Raw genomic sequence first — 15,705 nt, forward strand, 5'->3', positions numbered from 1 at the left:
TCCAGCGCCAATGGTACTTGGACCGCAGGGTCCTGGGAGAGTAGGACGTCGCCAAGCGAAGAGTAAGATCTTCCGCTCTACAGAGCGGACAATATTCCCTGATAGCTCAGTTGGTAGAGCACTCGACTGTTAATCGAGTTGTCACAGGTTCGAGTCCTGTTCGGGGAGCCATATGGAGAGGTGTCCGAGTTGGCCGAAGGAGCACGATTGGAAATCGTGTAGGCGTCACAAGCGTCTCGAGGGTTCGAATCCCTCTCTCTCCGCCATAATGCTTCTTTTATAGTAAGGCCCGTTGGTCAAGGGGTTAAGACACCTCCCTTTCACGGAGGTAACAGGGGTTCGAATCCCCTACGGGTCATATTCTTTTATAAGAATTGCAAGAAGAATTGTACATATTGATCGATTTGACATCGGCTTTGAAATAATGATACAATCTATCTTGTGTCCCATGGAGACTTAGCTCAGCTGGGAGAGCATCTGCCTTACAAGCAGAGGGTCGGCGGTTCGATCCCGTCAGTCTCCACCATATAGACTTTATTTAACGACGCGGGGTGGAGCAGTCCGGTAGCTCGTCGGGCTCATAACCCGAAGGTCACAGGTTCAAATCCTGTCCCCGCAATTAAAGTGGAACCGTGGTGTAGGGGTTAACATGCCTGCCTGTCACGCAGGAGATCGCGGGTTCAAATCCCGTCGGTTCCGCCATTTATATCTTAGGCTCGTATTGACTATCGGTCATGTTGGATCGTAACAAAGAGTCGACACATAGAAGTACATCAGTTACGGCTCGGTAGCTCAGTCGGTAGAGCAGAGGACTGAAAATCCTCGTGTCGGCGGTTCGATTCCGTCCCGAGCCATATTTACAAAAATATGCCGGTGTAGCTCAGTTGGTAGAGCAACTGACTTGTAATCAGTAGGTCGGGGGTTCAAATCCTCTCGCCGGCACCATTTTTTTTCTTTTCTTCATATGGAGGCTTAGCGAAGTGGCCAAACGCAGCAGACTGTAAATCTGTTCTCTCTGAGTTCGGTGGTTCGAATCCATCAGCCTCCACCAGTTTTATAGGGGCATAGTTTAAAGGTAGAACAGCGGTCTCCAAAACCGTTAGTGTGGGTTCAATTCCTGCTGCCCCTGCCAATTTTTTTTGTCAATTTATATGGCGGTCGTGGCGAAGGGGTTAACGCATCGGACTGTGACTCCGACATTCGCGGGTTCAATTCCCGTCGATCGCCCTTTATAGGGGATTAGCCAAGCGGTAAGGCAACGGACTTTGACTCCGTCACGCATAGGTTCGAATCCTATATCCCCTGCCATATCTTTTCATTCAATTAGCGGACGTGGCTCAGCGGTAGAGCATCGCCTTGCCAAGGCGAGGGTCGCGGGTTCGATTCCCGTCGTCCGCTCCATTTTAATTTTATACGGCGCCATAGCCAAGTGGTAAGGCACAGCTCTGCAAAAGCTTTATCCCCAGTTCGAATCTGGGTGGCGCCTCCAGTATTATTTGCGCCCTTAGCTCAGCTGGATAGAGCGTTTGACTACGAATCAAAAGGTCAGGAGTTCGAATCTCTTAGGGCGCGTTTATAAAAAAAGACTCATCTTATCTGAATTATGTTCAGAAAAGGTGAGTCTTTTTGTTTATCGCTATTGTCTATGCGTCCCATTGCCATTTAATAAGCTATATTGCAATTTACAGAGTTAGCTTTTGGAGAGGAGTATGCTTTTAGAGAGCAAGCATTGTTTATATCGTTTAAGTCTTTGTGTTTCATTAGGGTAGGTGGTGAGATGTTTAGAAGTTAAAAGGCTAGATATTAGGTCAACTGCACTTATACGTAACTGGTTAGATCCTTTTATAATTTAGATCCTTCTATGATTGAGATCGTTTTATAATAAAGTGATATAAATAAAGTGATATACATATACTGCTTTCAAGATTCTACTTCAATTTAATTTCGCGCTGCAACTTAACTTTTTATATCGAATTGGCTTTATGCTGAATTAATTTTATATAGTAATGCATTTAATTTAGAAGAGCGGTAGTTGTAACATATAAAACTTGCTGCTAATTTACTACTGAAAGAATAATAATGTATATCACATAAAGACCTGTTGCTAAAGAGATAATGCTGTGCAATGTATAAGAGCTGGCTAATATTAAAGGCTCACTACTATTGCAGTCTAGAACAGCCCCCGTCTAAGGTCTAGGTCAAAATACCATCCGCAGTCCATTTCAGGGAGGCGGATATTTTTATAAGATGTAAATATGAAAGACAGCAATGATCATAGTAATGATAACGCAACTCGGGTTGTAATAAAGCGCGCTAAAAGCTACAGCATCCCAAAAGCGGAAGCATATCACGAGCTATGAAGGAAAGTCTTTAGAATGTTCAAGCAAAGGTTCCAAGTAATCGTTTAAAGCGAATTACAGTAAATGAGCTGTACTGAGATTCCATTTAAGGGAGGTGAATGACCTTGAATATCAATCGTAAAAGTGTAGCAGCTGTTGGATTGATTGTTATTGGGATTTTGATGGTATTTGGTAAGTTTTCTCCCATGCTACATAGTCTGATGAGCCACTTGATCGGACTGATCTTCCCTATCGCACTGATCGTGCTTGGCTATTATGCACTTCAAAACGGACGTAAAGTGCTGGGGACGATTTTGGCAGTCATCGGTACACTCGTTATTTTCTCCAAGCTATCGTTTCTGATTGGACCTATGATCGGAATCGCACTCGTAGCTGGAGGCGTATATATGCTGAAAAGTCGTCGTCAAACGTATTAGTCACAACACGTGTTAAACGTATTCATAGTAAATATTCATAATAAATTAGTATAGTGAGATAATCTTCAAATTGTACTATCAGCTTTGTATAGCTCATGGATACTTTTCACTCACTTCCAGCATAGTTGATATAAGAAAATGAGCAGCCAGATTTTTACGATCCTCTAATGAGCCTGCCTGGAAAATAAACGGCTGTCCCTTATGAGATCATAAGCAGTATGGAATATCAAAATAACTGGAAATGAGCAGGGAAGTAGATAGCTTATGCAGTATATATCTTATAAAAAATAACGATTGTATGAATTTAGATTCAAAGCAGGTCTAATCATATTAAATGAGTAATAAGTGCAATCTAGCGTGCTGAACTATAGGTTTTAGATTCCGAGCTGACGAGTAAATGTATTTCCCATATGTCTTCTATTATTGCCAATCGATATGTTATTACCGATATAGGTAGTGAGATGTAATAGTCAGATCTAGTGTTGAGCTGTTGTAGTAGCAAACGATAGGGATAGGGAAAATAGAAGTTTCGAGTCACATGTAAAACTATACAGCTGCATTGTAAGATAAATGATTTCGATTGTAAGCCGTATAGTTAAGTTGAACGCTTGCTAAGGATAAGCTGACTTTTCACAAGTATGGCTTGACGCTTGTGATTATGGTTCAAAGCTTGAAATTATAATTTAACGCTTAAAATCATGACTTGGCACTATCCTATCATTCTAATCTGTGTACTACCGTAAGGGAGGGAATATGTATCCATGAATATGTTCAAACGTATACGGGATATTACCGTAGCTACTTTAAATGAAAAGCTGGAGCAGAGTCAGGACCCGGTGAAGCTGATTGATCAGTTTTTGCTGGATACCCGTCGCGAGATTGCTGAAGCGGAGCAGCTTCATCATAATATCTCTCAGCATACCCGTCAGCTACAGCATCATGTAGAGAAGGCTTCTGCGATGCGTGAAAAACGTGAGGAGCAGGCGATGCTTGCTTTGAAGGCAGAGGAAGAAGAATTGGCTCGCATGGCACTACAGGAAAAGGTCATGTATGAAGAAAAAGAAACACAATATAATGAGCTGCTCGATAAAAACCGTGAGGCGCTCAACGAAATTGAATATCAGCTGAACACGCTAAAATCGGAATACCAGATTGTGTATAGCAAACGTGAGTATTACCATGCACGTATGGAAACGCTACGCTTGCAGCAGCAGATGAACCGGCGTTTTGGTAATGGTATGAACAATATGCCATCCTTTAACCGTCTTGATGATCGTATCTCGGATTGGGAGCTTGAAGCGAAAGCAATGCGTGATATTCGCCAGGGTGAGGATAGCTATACAACTGGCTCTGATCCAGCGAAAACGATCGCCCTCGACGCTGAGCTGGAACGACTCAGACGTAAGCTTGATCAGCAACGGAGGGAGGGCTGAATATGCGGCCAAAGTTATACCGATCGGCGCAGGACCAGATTATTAGTGGTCTGACCGGCGGGTTGGCGCAGTATTTTCAGATTAATGCTACTCTACTGCGGATTCTGTTTATCCTGTCAATTCCTTTTACAGGGGGCACAACGGTATTGATCTACTTGATCTCTATCTTCGTCGTCCCAAAGGAACCACCAATGTATTATCCACCGGAGTTTAACAATTATGATCCACGCTTCAAGGAGGATCGTTATGGTGGCCCACGTGATACGTACGGCGGCTACTGGGGCACTTCACAAAATGCGTACGAGCCGAATATGTATGATGCACCACATAAAAGCAATTCGCGCTATTTTGGGAAAAATCGCCCACCCTATGAACAGCCAGAGCCACTTAATCCTAAAAAGGCGAATCTGGACGCAATGATGGAAAATATCGAAACAAAGGCACTTCGCAAGGAAGTCGAAACACTTCGTCAAAAAATTGCTCAATACGAGAAGGGAGATCAATAACATGGGAGTATTTAAAAGATTGAAAGATATGACAAAGGCGTCGGTAAATGAAATGCTGGATAAGGTGGAAGATCCGATTGTAATGCTAAACCAGTATCTGCGTGATATGGAGGCTGAAATTCATCAGGCAGAGGTAACGGTAGCGAAGCAAATGGCTAACGAGCGCCGTATGAAGCAACGTCTGGAAGAAGCAGGTCGTATGGCAGTACAGCGTGAAAGCCAGGCTACAGCTGCACTGAAAAGCGGCCAGGAGGAAGTGGCTCGTCGTCTGCTGGAAGAAAAGCTGTACTTTGATCAAAAGTATACTGAATATGGCGACATGCACGCTCAAGCAAAAGAGCAGGTGGCTGGTCTGATGCAACAGCTGCACGAAATGAAGGACGAGTTCTACAAAATGCGCAACAAGCGCAACGAGCTTGTATCCCGTGCTCAAATGGCAAAAGCGAAAAAACAAATGTCCAAAATCAATTCCGTAGATTCTTTGAACCGTGGCGGCGCATCGCTGGGCTTTAGCCGTATGGAAGAGAAAATTATGCAGATGGAAGCGGAAGCCGACGTACTGCGTGTACCTTACAACGGTTCTGGCTACAACACACCATATATCAGTGCAGAACAGGCTGAAAAGCAACTGAAGGTAGATGAGCAACTGAACCTGCTGAAAAGCAAACTGGCAGGTCCATCCTCTCCAAAAACGATCGAGTCGAGTGCAAGACCGGCTGATGAATCAACACATTAATTCACCAGGCAAGCGTATAATATGATATGCTATGACGTGTATGTGCACGGGATAGCAAAAGGTAAAAGCCATACAGCGTGTGTCTCATGCATGCGGTATGGCTTTTCCAATCAATGGCCGAAATCGGCGGTAAAGGAGGTGTGACATGACTAGAAAAAGAGAGGCTGCCGCTGTCGTACTGATCAGTATTGGGCTGCTTATTTTATTAGAACCGTTTGTAGGATTTTTTACGATTGTCGCACTTGTTTTGCTGCTGATTGGTGTGCTTGGCTTACGCCGTGGCAAAATGCGACAAGGGTATATTTGTCTGGCAAGCGGAATTGGTTTGCTGCTGCTGGATCATATTATGCTGCTATTCGGAATCGTGCTTATCTCGCTCGGCTGGTTTTATATTCGTGCGAATAAAGCGCATCATGGGCATAAGCATCGTACACAGCAGAACTTTGTCCGAACTTCACAGCATAATCGTGATCCGTGGATGCTACAGAGCACGAGCTCGTGGCATGTGATCGGTGATATCGATTATGATCTGTCGCTCGCGATTGCGGATGAATCGGATACGGTGCTCTATTTCCAGGGGATTATTGGTGATCTGGATTTTACCATTCCAGAGGAGTATGGGGTGGAGATTGAAGCGAATGTATTATTTGGACAGATTGGCTTTAACTCGGACTATCGTACAGGCACGCAGCGGCGTCAGGGCATCTGGAATCGTGTGGAATGGCAATCGCCTAACTATGGTACCAGCGTGCAGCGGGTGAAGCTAGTTGTATTTTATGTGGCAGGGGATTTGAATATTCGATTGTCTGCGTAGTCGCGATGATAATCGTCGTATGAGGCAATCGGTGTATAACAAGTAATAGTGTACAGCGGGTAAAGGTAATTGTATTTACATGAGGTTTTGTATTTTATAAAGTAGTGGATCTGGATATTCGAGTGTTTGCTTGGTTTATCGATTTAACGTATGTGGGTCGCAAAGTGTATGGAGTAGGGTGGACGAAGATTCATATTACATTCATCGATCCTTTTGACAGCGATATCCAAGCAAAGAATCTTTTATTGACTAAAAAGAGGCATTTATCAACAACTAAAAATGAGCGTTCATCAACCAAACAATAGATGTTCTACAGCCTGACTGTGTCATGGCAAGCGGAACAGTGACGGAATGGAGGAACGGACGAGTGAAAAAGGAAAAAACTGCTGACCTGATTGTCCGCAGTATGAGTGAGGGATTGCTGCTGGCAGTCCTTTTATTGGTTATAATCGTATATGCACTTTATTCGTCCGGTCATCTTATTATTGAGAATTCGTGGGAAGCATGGATACGTACCGGTATCGGGTTGCTTATTCCAGCGCTCGTAGTGGGTGCGTTATTCGGTCTATATCATGCGTTGCGACTAAAGATGCGAATCGATAAGCTGCGTGAAACGCTATTGATGTGGGAAAAAGGCAACTGGTCACAGACAGCCCCAACATGGGGAAGCGACGAGTGGGCGCGGCTCAGTGAGCAGATGGATCGGATCGGCAAAAAGTGGGGCGATCAGATTACAAGTCTACAGCGCTTATCTACGAATAATGCACAGCTTGCTGAGCAGGCGCGTGTATCTGCGATTATCGAGGAACGTCAAAGGCTGGCTAGGGAGCTACATGATGCGGTATCACAGCAGCTATTTGCTATTTCGATGACGGCGACAGCAGTAGGGCGTACCTTTGACAAAGATCCGGATCGCGCCAAGCGTCAGGTACAGTTAATTGAGGAGATGTCATCGGTCGCTCAGTCTGAGATGAGAGCGCTCTTACTGCATTTAAGACCTGTGTATCTGGAAGGTAAGCAGCTGTATGAAGGGATTAGTGAACTCGTACAGGAGCTCAAAGCGAAGATACCGATGGACATTGTACTGGAAATGGATGAAGAAATTCGCCTGGTTAAAGGGGTAGAAAATCATCTGTTCCGTATCGTGCAGGAGGCATTATCCAACACACTTCGTCATGCCAAAGCAAGCCGAATGGAGATACGGATTGTACAGCGTATGGATGCGGTACGTGTGACACTGCGTGACGATGGAGTAGGCTTTGAGCTGGATGATACGAAGCAGACATCGTATGGTCTATCCACCATGCGTGAGCGTATTAACGAAATCGGGGGTACGATTCAGTATATTACAGCTCCTGGTAAAGGGACACGGATCGAGATTGTCGTGCCGATCGTGACATTAAATACAGAAGAAAGCAGGTGGGCATAATAAGATGGATAACAGTGAACTGATCAAGGTGCTGCTGGTCGATGATCATGAGATGGTGCGTATCGGTCTTGCTGCTGTGCTCGATACAGAGGACGGAATTGAGGTCGTAGGGGAAGCAAGTAATGGTATGGATGGGATTCGTCTGGCGACAGAGTATCATCCTGACGTCGTGCTGATGGATCTGGTAATGGATGGCATGGACGGTATCGAAGCAACGCGCAAAGTGCTCGAAATCAATCCGAATTGCAAGGTGATCGTGCTGACGAGTTATTTGGATGATGAGAAAATGTATCCGGTTATCGAAGCGGGAGCATTTAGCTATTTGCTTAAAACCTCGCGTGCCAGTGAGATTGCCGATGCGATTCGTGCTGCGGTTCGTGGACAATCTGTGCTGGAATCACAGGTTGCTTCGAAAATGATGAGCCGTTTCCGTGAGCCTGTCGAACGCGCACTGCATGAGCAATTGACTGATCGGGAAATGGATGTACTTCGTCTACTTGCACAGGGGAAGTCGAATCAGGAAATTGCCGATGAGCTGATTATCGGTATTAAGACAGTCAAGTTCCATGTAACGAATCTGCTCGCGAAGCTCGGGGTAGAGGATCGTACACAGGCGGCTATTTATGCGTATAAGAATGGCTTAGCCGAATGATCCTAGCAGAGAATGACAGGTTTCTTTATTAGCTTAAATTTTAACGGGTATAAGTACATTTGATAGGTGGTCAGATAGTCGTAACGAGGGTAATTATGATAAAATACGTTTGCCGGATCATACGGCTCGTATAATGGAATATGCAACATGAGCACCATATCTACAGACGTGATTTTTGGACAATAAAAAATTACATAGAAAGTGGAGGAGCCATGGCAGATAATCATATGATCGATACGACGCAAGCGCCTAGCGCGGTGTTTTTTATTTTTGGAGCGACAGGTGATCTCGCGAGTCGCAAGCTGTTTCCCGCTATTTATAGCTTATATCGTGAGGGTAAGCTTGCCGAGGACTTCGCAGTTATTGGTGTAGCACGCCGTCCACGTACGAATGAAGAGTTTCGCGTGAATGTACGCGATTCAATTGATGAATTTTGCCGGTATAAGGTGAAGCCTGATGAAGATTGGGATACCTTTGCCGCTCATTTTGAGTATAAATCGCTCGATATTAACAATGTAGACGGCTTCCGTGAGCTGAATGAGCAAACCGAAGCATTGGAGAAAAAGTTCAATATTCCAGGGAATCGTCTGTTCTTCCTTGCGCTTGCGCCAGAGCTGTTCGGCAGTGTGTCGATCAATCTGCGTGATGGCGGCATGCTGGATGCAGAGGGCTGGAATCGTCTTGTGATCGAGAAGCCATTTGGTTATGATCTGGATTCTGCGCGCAAGCTGAATGCGGAGATTAACGAGGTGTTTAAAGAGGACGAAATCTTCCGTATCGACCATTATCTTGGTAAAGAAATGGTACAAAATATCGAGGTTATTCGCTTCGGTAACGCCTTCTTCGAGCCGCTGTGGAACAATCAGCATATCGCGAACGTGCAAATTACACTCAGCGAGACGGTTGGAGTTGAGGAACGTGGTGGTTATTATGATCATTCCGGTGCACTGCGTGATATGGGACAGAACCATATGCTGCAAATGCTGGCGATGATCGCGATGGAGCCGCCAAGTCGCCTGATGCCAGAGGATATCCATGATGAGAAGGTGAAGGTACTGCGCTCACTGCGTCCGTATCTGACACCTGAGGAAGTGGATAATAATGTGGTACGGGCTCAATATACAAACGGCAAGTCCGGCGATAAGGAACTGAAGGGCTACCGCGATGAGGACAAGGTCGATCCAGAGTCGAACACGGAAACGTATTTTGCCGCTCGTGTATTCGTGGATAGCTTCCGCTGGGCAGGCGTACCGTTCTATATCCGCACGGGTAAACGTCTACCGGTAAAAACGACAGAGATTATCGTTGAATTCAAACGGATGCCAACGAATGTGTATCTTGGTCAAAAGCATCATCTGGAACCGAATCTGCTCGTGATTCGCGTGAACCCGATGGAAGGCATATATGTTAAAATCAATGCCAAAAAGCCAGGCTCCGATTCTGAAATCCAGCCGCTGGCAATGGAATTTTGCCAGAGCTGCATGATCGGTATTAACTCGCCAGAGGCGTATGAGCGTCTGCTGGAGGATGCTGCGCAGGGCGATTCGACGTACTTCACTCGCTGGGATGAGGTAGCGGCGGCATGGAGCTTTATCGACCATATCGATAACGCCTGGAAGCAGCATCCACAGGATGTGAAGACGTATCCAGCTGGCTCATGGGGACCGGATGAAACGCACAAGCTGCTGGAGCAGGATGGCTTCCACTGGTGGCCGGTGAATGGACAGGATGAGGACGATGTTGTATGGATTGCAAATAGCCGCTAATTTGGTGGAAATCATAGACATATCGGCTTCCATTCACGTACAATATAATTATGAATGAATGCAGGAAAACACTCTTATGTTTGCTATACATAAGGGTGTTTTTGCTGTGGATATGGTACAATGGGAACAGTCTATTTAAGCGATGAAGGGAAAATGATAATGAGTAAAACGATAGATACAGAATTGCAGCGTGAGGTCGATAAACGCAGAACGTTTGCAATCATTTCTCACCCGGATGCGGGTAAAACAACACTGACGGAAAAGCTGCTGCTGTTCGGGGGCGCGATTCGTCTTGCCGGTACAGTTAAGGCTCGTAAAGCGAGCAAGCACGCGACAAGTGACTGGATGGAGATCGAGAAGCAGCGTGGTATCTCGGTTACGTCCTCTGTTATGCAGTTCGACTATAACGGACACCGGATCAACATTCTGGATACACCGGGTCACCAGGACTTTAGTGAAGATACGTACCGTACACTGACTGCTGCCGATGCGGCTGTCATGCTGATCGACGTAGCGAAGGGTGTCGAGGCACAGACGATCAAGCTGTTCAAGGTATGTGCGCAGCGTGGGATTCCGATCTTCACCTTTATTAATAAGCTCGACCGTGAAGGTCGCAGTCCATTCGATCTAATGGAAGAGCTGGAGCAGGTACTTGGTATTCGCTCCGTACCAATGAACTGGCCGATCGGTATGGGCCGCGAGCTGTGCGGTGTATACGATCGTATGAAGAGCCAGGTTGAGCTGTTTCAGGGTGACGATCACTCCACGATCGAGGTACGCAAGGTCGAAGACTATCGCGATCCACTGATCAAGCAAATGGCAGGCGAGTTCCTGTATGAGCAGCTCAGTCAGGATATTGAACTGCTGGACGTTGCTGGCGATCCATTTGATTATGAAAAGGTTATGCGCGGTGAACTCACGCCAATCTTCTTCGGTAGTGCGATCAACAACTTCGGTCTGCAAACGTTCCTGGAGAACTTCCTGGAGCTGGCTCCAAAGCCAGAACCACGTCGCAGCACCGAGGGCATGATCGAGCCAACAAACGAAAAATTCAGTGGCTATGTATTCAAAATCCAAGCGAACATGAACCCGGCGCACCGTGACCGTATCGCATTCCTACGTATCGTATCTGGTAAGTTCGAGCGCGGCATGAGTGTGAAGCATGTGCGTGTCGGCAAGGATATCAAGCTCGCACAGCCACAGCAATTCCTCGCACAGGATCGGGATATTGTCGAAGATGCATATCCAGGCGATATTATCGGTCTGTTCGATCCAGGCATTTTCCGTATTGGGGATTCCTTGAGTCAGGGTAGCAGTATCGTATTCGACGAGCTGCCGACGTTCTCACCAGAGATTTTCGCCAAGGTTACAGCGAAGAATGCACTGAAATACAAGCAATATCAAAAAGGCTTGGATCAGCTGACTGAGGAAGGTACGATTCAAATCTTCAACGCAGTTAGCTTCGACGATACGATTCTCGGCGTTGTCGGTCAGCTGCAATTTGAGGTATTCGAATATCGGATGAAAAATGAGTATGGCGTAGATGTGCAGTTGCAGCGTATGCCTTTCCAATTCGCACGCTGGGTCGTTGCAGACAATCTCGATCCATCCAAGTTCCGTATTAACTCGACACTTGTGAAGGACAAAAAAGGTAACTTTGTCGTTCTGTTCGAGAATGAGTATGCGATGCGTACGGCAATGGAGAAAAATCCAGATGCACAGTTCCTGCAAACCGCTCCGTAAGGAGTAATGAAGCGATAGCAAATAGAATAACCGGCTGACAGAATGGATTATATCTTCACAGGCGGCGGGTAATGAGTGATGAGAAATAGAATAACTACTCTGTAAGAGTGAAGAGAGATAAGAAGTACGAGTACGACAAAAAGTAACGAAGCACAGTAACGAATAGACGAGCTGCATGGAGTTAGTGGCTTACTTTTCTAAACGTGAGTTCATGAAGGTAAACGTAAATGTACTCATCACTCCTGCACTATAAATACGCACTATTCAAAAATCATCTATAACCGCAGATTGTCCGGCAGCCTACAACGGTATCACTGCCTGCCGGACAATCTGTTTTTATTTTGAACCGTATATGGAGGTAGAACATGGCTAGAAAGCAATATGCCATCATCGGAATTGGACGCTTCGGCTCCAGTATTGCCCGCACGCTGAGCGAAATGGGCTTCGATGTACTGGCAATCGATTCAGATGAACATCGTGTACAGGAAGTATCCCATATCGTGACTCAGGCAGTCGTCGCCGATTCGACGGATGAAGAGGCACTACGAGCGATTGGCTTGCGTAACTTCGACGTGGTCGTCGTGGCGATCGGGGAAGATATTCAATCGAGTATTTTGACCACGCTCATCCTCAAGGAAATGGAAATTCCGACCGTGCTGGTCAAAGCACAAAATGATCTACACGCGAAGGTTGTACAGCGCATCGGCGCAGATAAGGTGATTTTCCCAGAGCGAGATATGGGGGTACGCGTTGCCCACCATCTGACCTCACCGAATGTGCTCGACTATATCGAGCTGTCGGACGACTATAGCATCGTGGAGATGAAAGCATCCGATTCGATGATCGGACGCAACCTGATCGAGCTGAACATCCGTGCTCGCTATCGCTGTAATGTAATGGCGATCAAGCGAGATAATCATATGAATATCGCACCTGCCCCAGAAGAGCAGCTGCAAGCGAACGACATCGTCGTCATCGTCGGTCAAAAGCATGACCTGATCAAACTCGAAATGGACATGGAGGACTAATGGAGATACTATCGACACAAAATGCTCGCGTCAAGGAATGGGCGAGCCTGCTGGAAAAGAAGCACCGCGACAAGCTAGATAAGTTTATTATCGAAGGCATTCATCTCGTAAGCGAAGCGCTGCGGAGTGACTGGGATATTCAATATATTGTGTATGATACAGAAAAGGGCATTCCTGCCGAGCTGAAGGAGGATATCGCAGGCTATAACGGTGGCGCACAGTATGTAGCGGTATCGCAGGCGGTACTGGAGAAATGTACAGATACACGCACACCGCAACCAGTATTTGCGATTGTGCATAAGCGGAATGCGTTGCTGTCCAGCTTGCTGAAGGAAGATTCGGCGATGGTGCTGGTGCTGGATGGTGTGCAGGATCCGGGAAATGTGGGAACGATTATTCGTAGTGCGGATGCGTCCGGTGCGAAGGGAGTTGTGCTCGGTAAGGGCTGTGCCGATCTGTATAATCCGAAGACGATCCGGTCGACGATGGGGTCGTTGTTTCATGTGCCTGTGCTAGAGGCGGATCTGGCTGAGGTGTTGCCTGCGGCGAAGGAGCAGGGGATGAAGCTGGTGAGTACGTCACTACAGGCGGAGGCTTCTTGTTATGAGTATGATTTCCGTAGTGGCGGCTGGATTGTGATCGGGAATGAAGGGAAAGGGATATCGGCGGAGACGGCGGCGCTGGTAGAGGAGCATGTGTTGATTCCGATGCAAGGGCAGGCGGAGTCGCTGAATGCGGCGATGGCGGCTACGGTGTTGTTGTTTGAGGCGATGAGGCAGCGGGGGATGTAACAAATAAAATATTCCTGTCTAATTTTAAGTTCACCGTCCCTAACTAAAATTAACTGTCTCCAAACCACCAAAGACTGGAACTTGGTTGCCGCTTTCCCCAACCATTTCTCCAGTCTTTTTCTCAGGCTTTGAGGCACCCCAGCAGGGAATTCTCATCCAAGTCCGAATAGGTAATCAAGCAGAAACCCATGATACTCAAGGCTTTTGGGAAATTGAAAGTAGTTTCCCCAACCTTTATAACTGCCGATTCCTTCTTTTCTCAGGCACTTCTCTATCCTTTCAGGGACACGAATCATTAGTCGTTTTCGTTCACGATTAAACCAGTTTCTTTCCAGTTTTCAGGTGTATTTCTCAGCGTTTTTGTGACAGTTATTTTTATCTCGGAAATGGCGGTGAAGCCTTGTGAGGGAAGGGATTTGGAGGTGGAGACAGTTCTTTTTAGTTTTTTACAGAGGGGTTTAAGAAGATGCTATTGCTATTAAAGTGAAGACTTTAATCAAAACCCTTGTAGTTATAAAACAAATTTTTTGAATAGTGAAAAATATAAAATATAAAATATGAAAAGCTATATATGAAAAGCTATAATTGAATAGTAAATAAGATTAGGTCTTTATATCTAATGAATTTGATAATATAATAGACAAAAGGTTCTAATACAAAATTTGTACAATTTTGGAATTAGTACCTTTTGTCTATTATATAGGAAGATAAGAGGTGATATAAATGAATCTAAGCGCAGAGGAGCTAGATATTCAATTGAATTGGTTTGTTACAGCCTTTCCTATAAAATATCGTATTTCATTGTCAAAAGCTAAGCAGATAATTGAAGAATCATTGTCAATTACAATACCAACTAATGTAATTTATAGTTATTTGAAAATTAAGGGATACAAAAATATTCAAGTAGATATAGAAATTAGTGATGATAATGTATTGAAAGAAATTATTAACGAAGATCTATCAATTGTTAAAAAGCCTAAAGAAAATGATGACCTATCTATTGAAGAGATATTATCATTAGAGTTGATTCCTAATCGAATTTCAGCAATTCCTAGCAACTTATACATTAAAAGCGAAAAAGAATTTATTAAATCCTATAGTTCTAATTTAGAATTATTGGAGTTATACGCAAAGACAAAAAGTAAAGAAGCTTTTGAACAGGTTTTATACAGTAACCAAAGACTCATATGGAAAATAGTTAAACAATATTTAAATTATTCTAATCATGATCTTTCAGAAGAAGATCTAGTTGCTGAGGGGAATATTGGTTTAATCAAAGCAATTCAGAAATTTGATCTTTCTTATGATACGAAATTTTCTACTTATGCCATTCATTGGATAAGACAAGCGATTACCCGTGCAATTATAGATAAAGGGAGAATTGTAAGGATACCAGTATATGCTTTTGAATTAATACAAAAAATAAAGAAAATAGAAGCTAATTATTTTATTAATAATAAAAAAATAATCCCTAGTGATATATGTAGAGAGTTAAACATAACTGAAAAGAAGTACGAATTTTGTAAGCTTATTGAGTACAGATTTCTCAATGTTAAATCGCTTAATTCTTTTGTGAGGGAAGGAGACACAGAAACAGATACAGAATTACTCGATTTTTTACCGAATGATCGTTTTTATATAAATTCAATAATTACTGATTATTACGAAGATCCAGCTCAAATTGTCGATAGCAAATTATTTGTAAAGGATATGCTTTCAATTATAAACAAATTGAGTGAGCGCCAACAAAAAATTATATCTCTACGATTTGGACTAGAAGATGATTCGCCTATGACATTAGAAGAAATTGGTTCTATTTACGGTCTGACTCGTGAACGTATAAGACAAATTGAATATAATGCTTTAAAAAAAATAAAAAGTATGGCTATAGTAAATGGTATAAAATGGAATCATTAGTAGAGGGGGAAATATGATGTTTATAGATTATTTAATGAGTCATAATTTAGAGATTGACGGATTGTCAAGCCAAGTGCGACAGTTCCTCTGAAAAGGATTCGTGAGCGGTTCTCC

12 protein-coding genes and 15 tRNA genes are annotated in these 15,705 nt (G+C 44.4%); all 27 read left to right on the forward strand.

Annotation, left to right across the window (positions count from 1 at the left end; all coding sequences use genetic code 11):
* The first annotated feature begins 95 nt into the window (after positions 1–95).
* Positions 96–171 (forward strand) — tRNA-Asn (locus tag IEX62_RS23120).
* A 3-nt stretch (positions 172–174) separates the two neighbouring features.
* A tRNA-Ser gene (locus tag IEX62_RS23125) sits at positions 175–266 on the forward strand.
* 20 nt (positions 267–286) lie between these two features.
* A tRNA-Glu gene (locus IEX62_RS23130) sits at positions 287–358 on the forward strand.
* A 92-nt stretch (positions 359–450) separates the two neighbouring features.
* Positions 451–526: transfer RNA gene (locus IEX62_RS23135), tRNA-Val, on the forward strand.
* A gap of 19 nt (positions 527–545) precedes the next feature.
* A tRNA-Met gene (locus tag IEX62_RS23140) sits at positions 546–619 on the forward strand.
* 7 nt (positions 620–626) lie between these two features.
* Positions 627–702, forward strand: a tRNA-Asp gene (locus IEX62_RS23145).
* Between the two features lie 79 nt (positions 703–781).
* Positions 782–854: transfer RNA gene (locus IEX62_RS23150), tRNA-Phe, on the forward strand.
* 15 nt (positions 855–869) lie between these two features.
* Positions 870–945: transfer RNA gene (locus tag IEX62_RS23155), tRNA-Thr, on the forward strand.
* 21 nt (positions 946–966) lie between these two features.
* Positions 967–1,051 (forward strand) — tRNA-Tyr (locus tag IEX62_RS23160).
* 7 nt (positions 1,052–1,058) lie between these two features.
* Positions 1,059–1,132: transfer RNA gene (locus IEX62_RS23165), tRNA-Trp, on the forward strand.
* Positions 1,133–1,154: 22 nt separating this feature from the next.
* A tRNA-His gene (locus IEX62_RS23170) sits at positions 1,155–1,227 on the forward strand.
* 6 nt (positions 1,228–1,233) lie between these two features.
* A tRNA-Gln gene (locus tag IEX62_RS23175) sits at positions 1,234–1,308 on the forward strand.
* An 18-nt stretch (positions 1,309–1,326) separates the two neighbouring features.
* Positions 1,327–1,401 (forward strand) — tRNA-Gly (locus IEX62_RS23180).
* A gap of 14 nt (positions 1,402–1,415) precedes the next feature.
* Positions 1,416–1,489: transfer RNA gene (locus tag IEX62_RS23185), tRNA-Cys, on the forward strand.
* Between the two features lie 9 nt (positions 1,490–1,498).
* Positions 1,499–1,572 (forward strand) — tRNA-Arg (locus tag IEX62_RS23190).
* An 886-nt stretch (positions 1,573–2,458) separates the two neighbouring features.
* The gene (locus tag IEX62_RS23195) at positions 2,459–2,776 is read left to right on the forward strand and encodes a LiaF transmembrane domain-containing protein (RefSeq protein ID WP_229686050.1); all 318 of its coding nucleotides are present in this window, start codon (positions 2,459–2,461) and stop codon (positions 2,774–2,776) included.
* Between the two features lie 761 nt (positions 2,777–3,537).
* Positions 3,538–4,209 carry a PspA/IM30 family protein gene (locus IEX62_RS23200; RefSeq protein ID WP_188778770.1) on the forward strand — a complete coding sequence of 224 codons (672 nt, stop codon included), beginning with the start codon at positions 3,538–3,540 and terminating at the stop codon, positions 4,207–4,209.
* A 2-nt stretch (positions 4,210–4,211) separates the two neighbouring features.
* Positions 4,212–4,715 (forward strand): PspC domain-containing protein, encoded by a 504-nt coding sequence (locus tag IEX62_RS23205; RefSeq protein WP_188778772.1) that lies wholly within the window; start codon positions 4,212–4,214, stop codon positions 4,713–4,715.
* 1 nt (position 4,716) lies between these two features.
* The gene (locus IEX62_RS23210; RefSeq protein WP_188778774.1) at positions 4,717–5,451 is read left to right on the forward strand and encodes a PspA/IM30 family protein; all 735 of its coding nucleotides are present in this window, start codon (positions 4,717–4,719) and stop codon (positions 5,449–5,451) included.
* Between the two features lie 145 nt (positions 5,452–5,596).
* Positions 5,597–6,265 (forward strand): cell wall-active antibiotics response protein LiaF, encoded by a 669-nt coding sequence (liaF, locus tag IEX62_RS23215; RefSeq protein ID WP_188778776.1) that lies wholly within the window; start codon positions 5,597–5,599, stop codon positions 6,263–6,265.
* Positions 6,266–6,632: 367 nt separating this feature from the next.
* Positions 6,633–7,694: a sensor histidine kinase gene (locus tag IEX62_RS23220; RefSeq protein WP_188778779.1), complete on the forward strand. Its 1,062-nt coding sequence runs from the start codon at positions 6,633–6,635 to the stop codon at positions 7,692–7,694.
* Positions 7,695–7,698: 4 nt separating this feature from the next.
* On the forward strand, positions 7,699–8,346 hold the full coding sequence (locus tag IEX62_RS23225; RefSeq protein WP_308422670.1) for a response regulator: 648 nt from the start codon (positions 7,699–7,701) through the stop codon (positions 8,344–8,346).
* Between the two features lie 212 nt (positions 8,347–8,558).
* Positions 8,559–10,112 (forward strand): glucose-6-phosphate dehydrogenase, encoded by a 1,554-nt coding sequence (gene zwf, locus IEX62_RS23230; protein WP_188778781.1) that lies wholly within the window; start codon positions 8,559–8,561, stop codon positions 10,110–10,112.
* A 159-nt stretch (positions 10,113–10,271) separates the two neighbouring features.
* The gene (locus IEX62_RS23235) at positions 10,272–11,855 is read left to right on the forward strand and encodes a peptide chain release factor 3 (RefSeq protein ID WP_188778783.1); all 1,584 of its coding nucleotides are present in this window, start codon (positions 10,272–10,274) and stop codon (positions 11,853–11,855) included.
* 365 nt (positions 11,856–12,220) lie between these two features.
* The gene (locus tag IEX62_RS23240; RefSeq protein ID WP_188778785.1) at positions 12,221–12,883 is read left to right on the forward strand and encodes a potassium channel family protein; all 663 of its coding nucleotides are present in this window, start codon (positions 12,221–12,223) and stop codon (positions 12,881–12,883) included.
* A complete protein-coding gene (locus IEX62_RS23245) occupies positions 12,883–13,674 on the forward strand; it encodes a TrmH family RNA methyltransferase (RefSeq protein WP_188778787.1) in 792 nt (263 codons plus the stop codon). The genes IEX62_RS23240 and IEX62_RS23245 overlap by 1 nt, the downstream gene beginning before the upstream one ends.
* Positions 13,675–14,397: 723 nt before the next feature.
* Positions 14,398–15,591 carry a sigma-70 family RNA polymerase sigma factor gene (locus tag IEX62_RS23250; protein WP_188778789.1) on the forward strand — a complete coding sequence of 398 codons (1,194 nt, stop codon included), beginning with the start codon at positions 14,398–14,400 and terminating at the stop codon, positions 15,589–15,591.
* The last annotated feature ends 114 nt before the right edge of the window (positions 15,592–15,705 follow it).

Source organism: Paenibacillus hunanensis (genome assembly GCF_014645615.1).
Taxonomy (GTDB): Bacteria; Bacillota; Bacilli; order Paenibacillales; family Paenibacillaceae; genus Saccharibacillus; species Saccharibacillus hunanensis.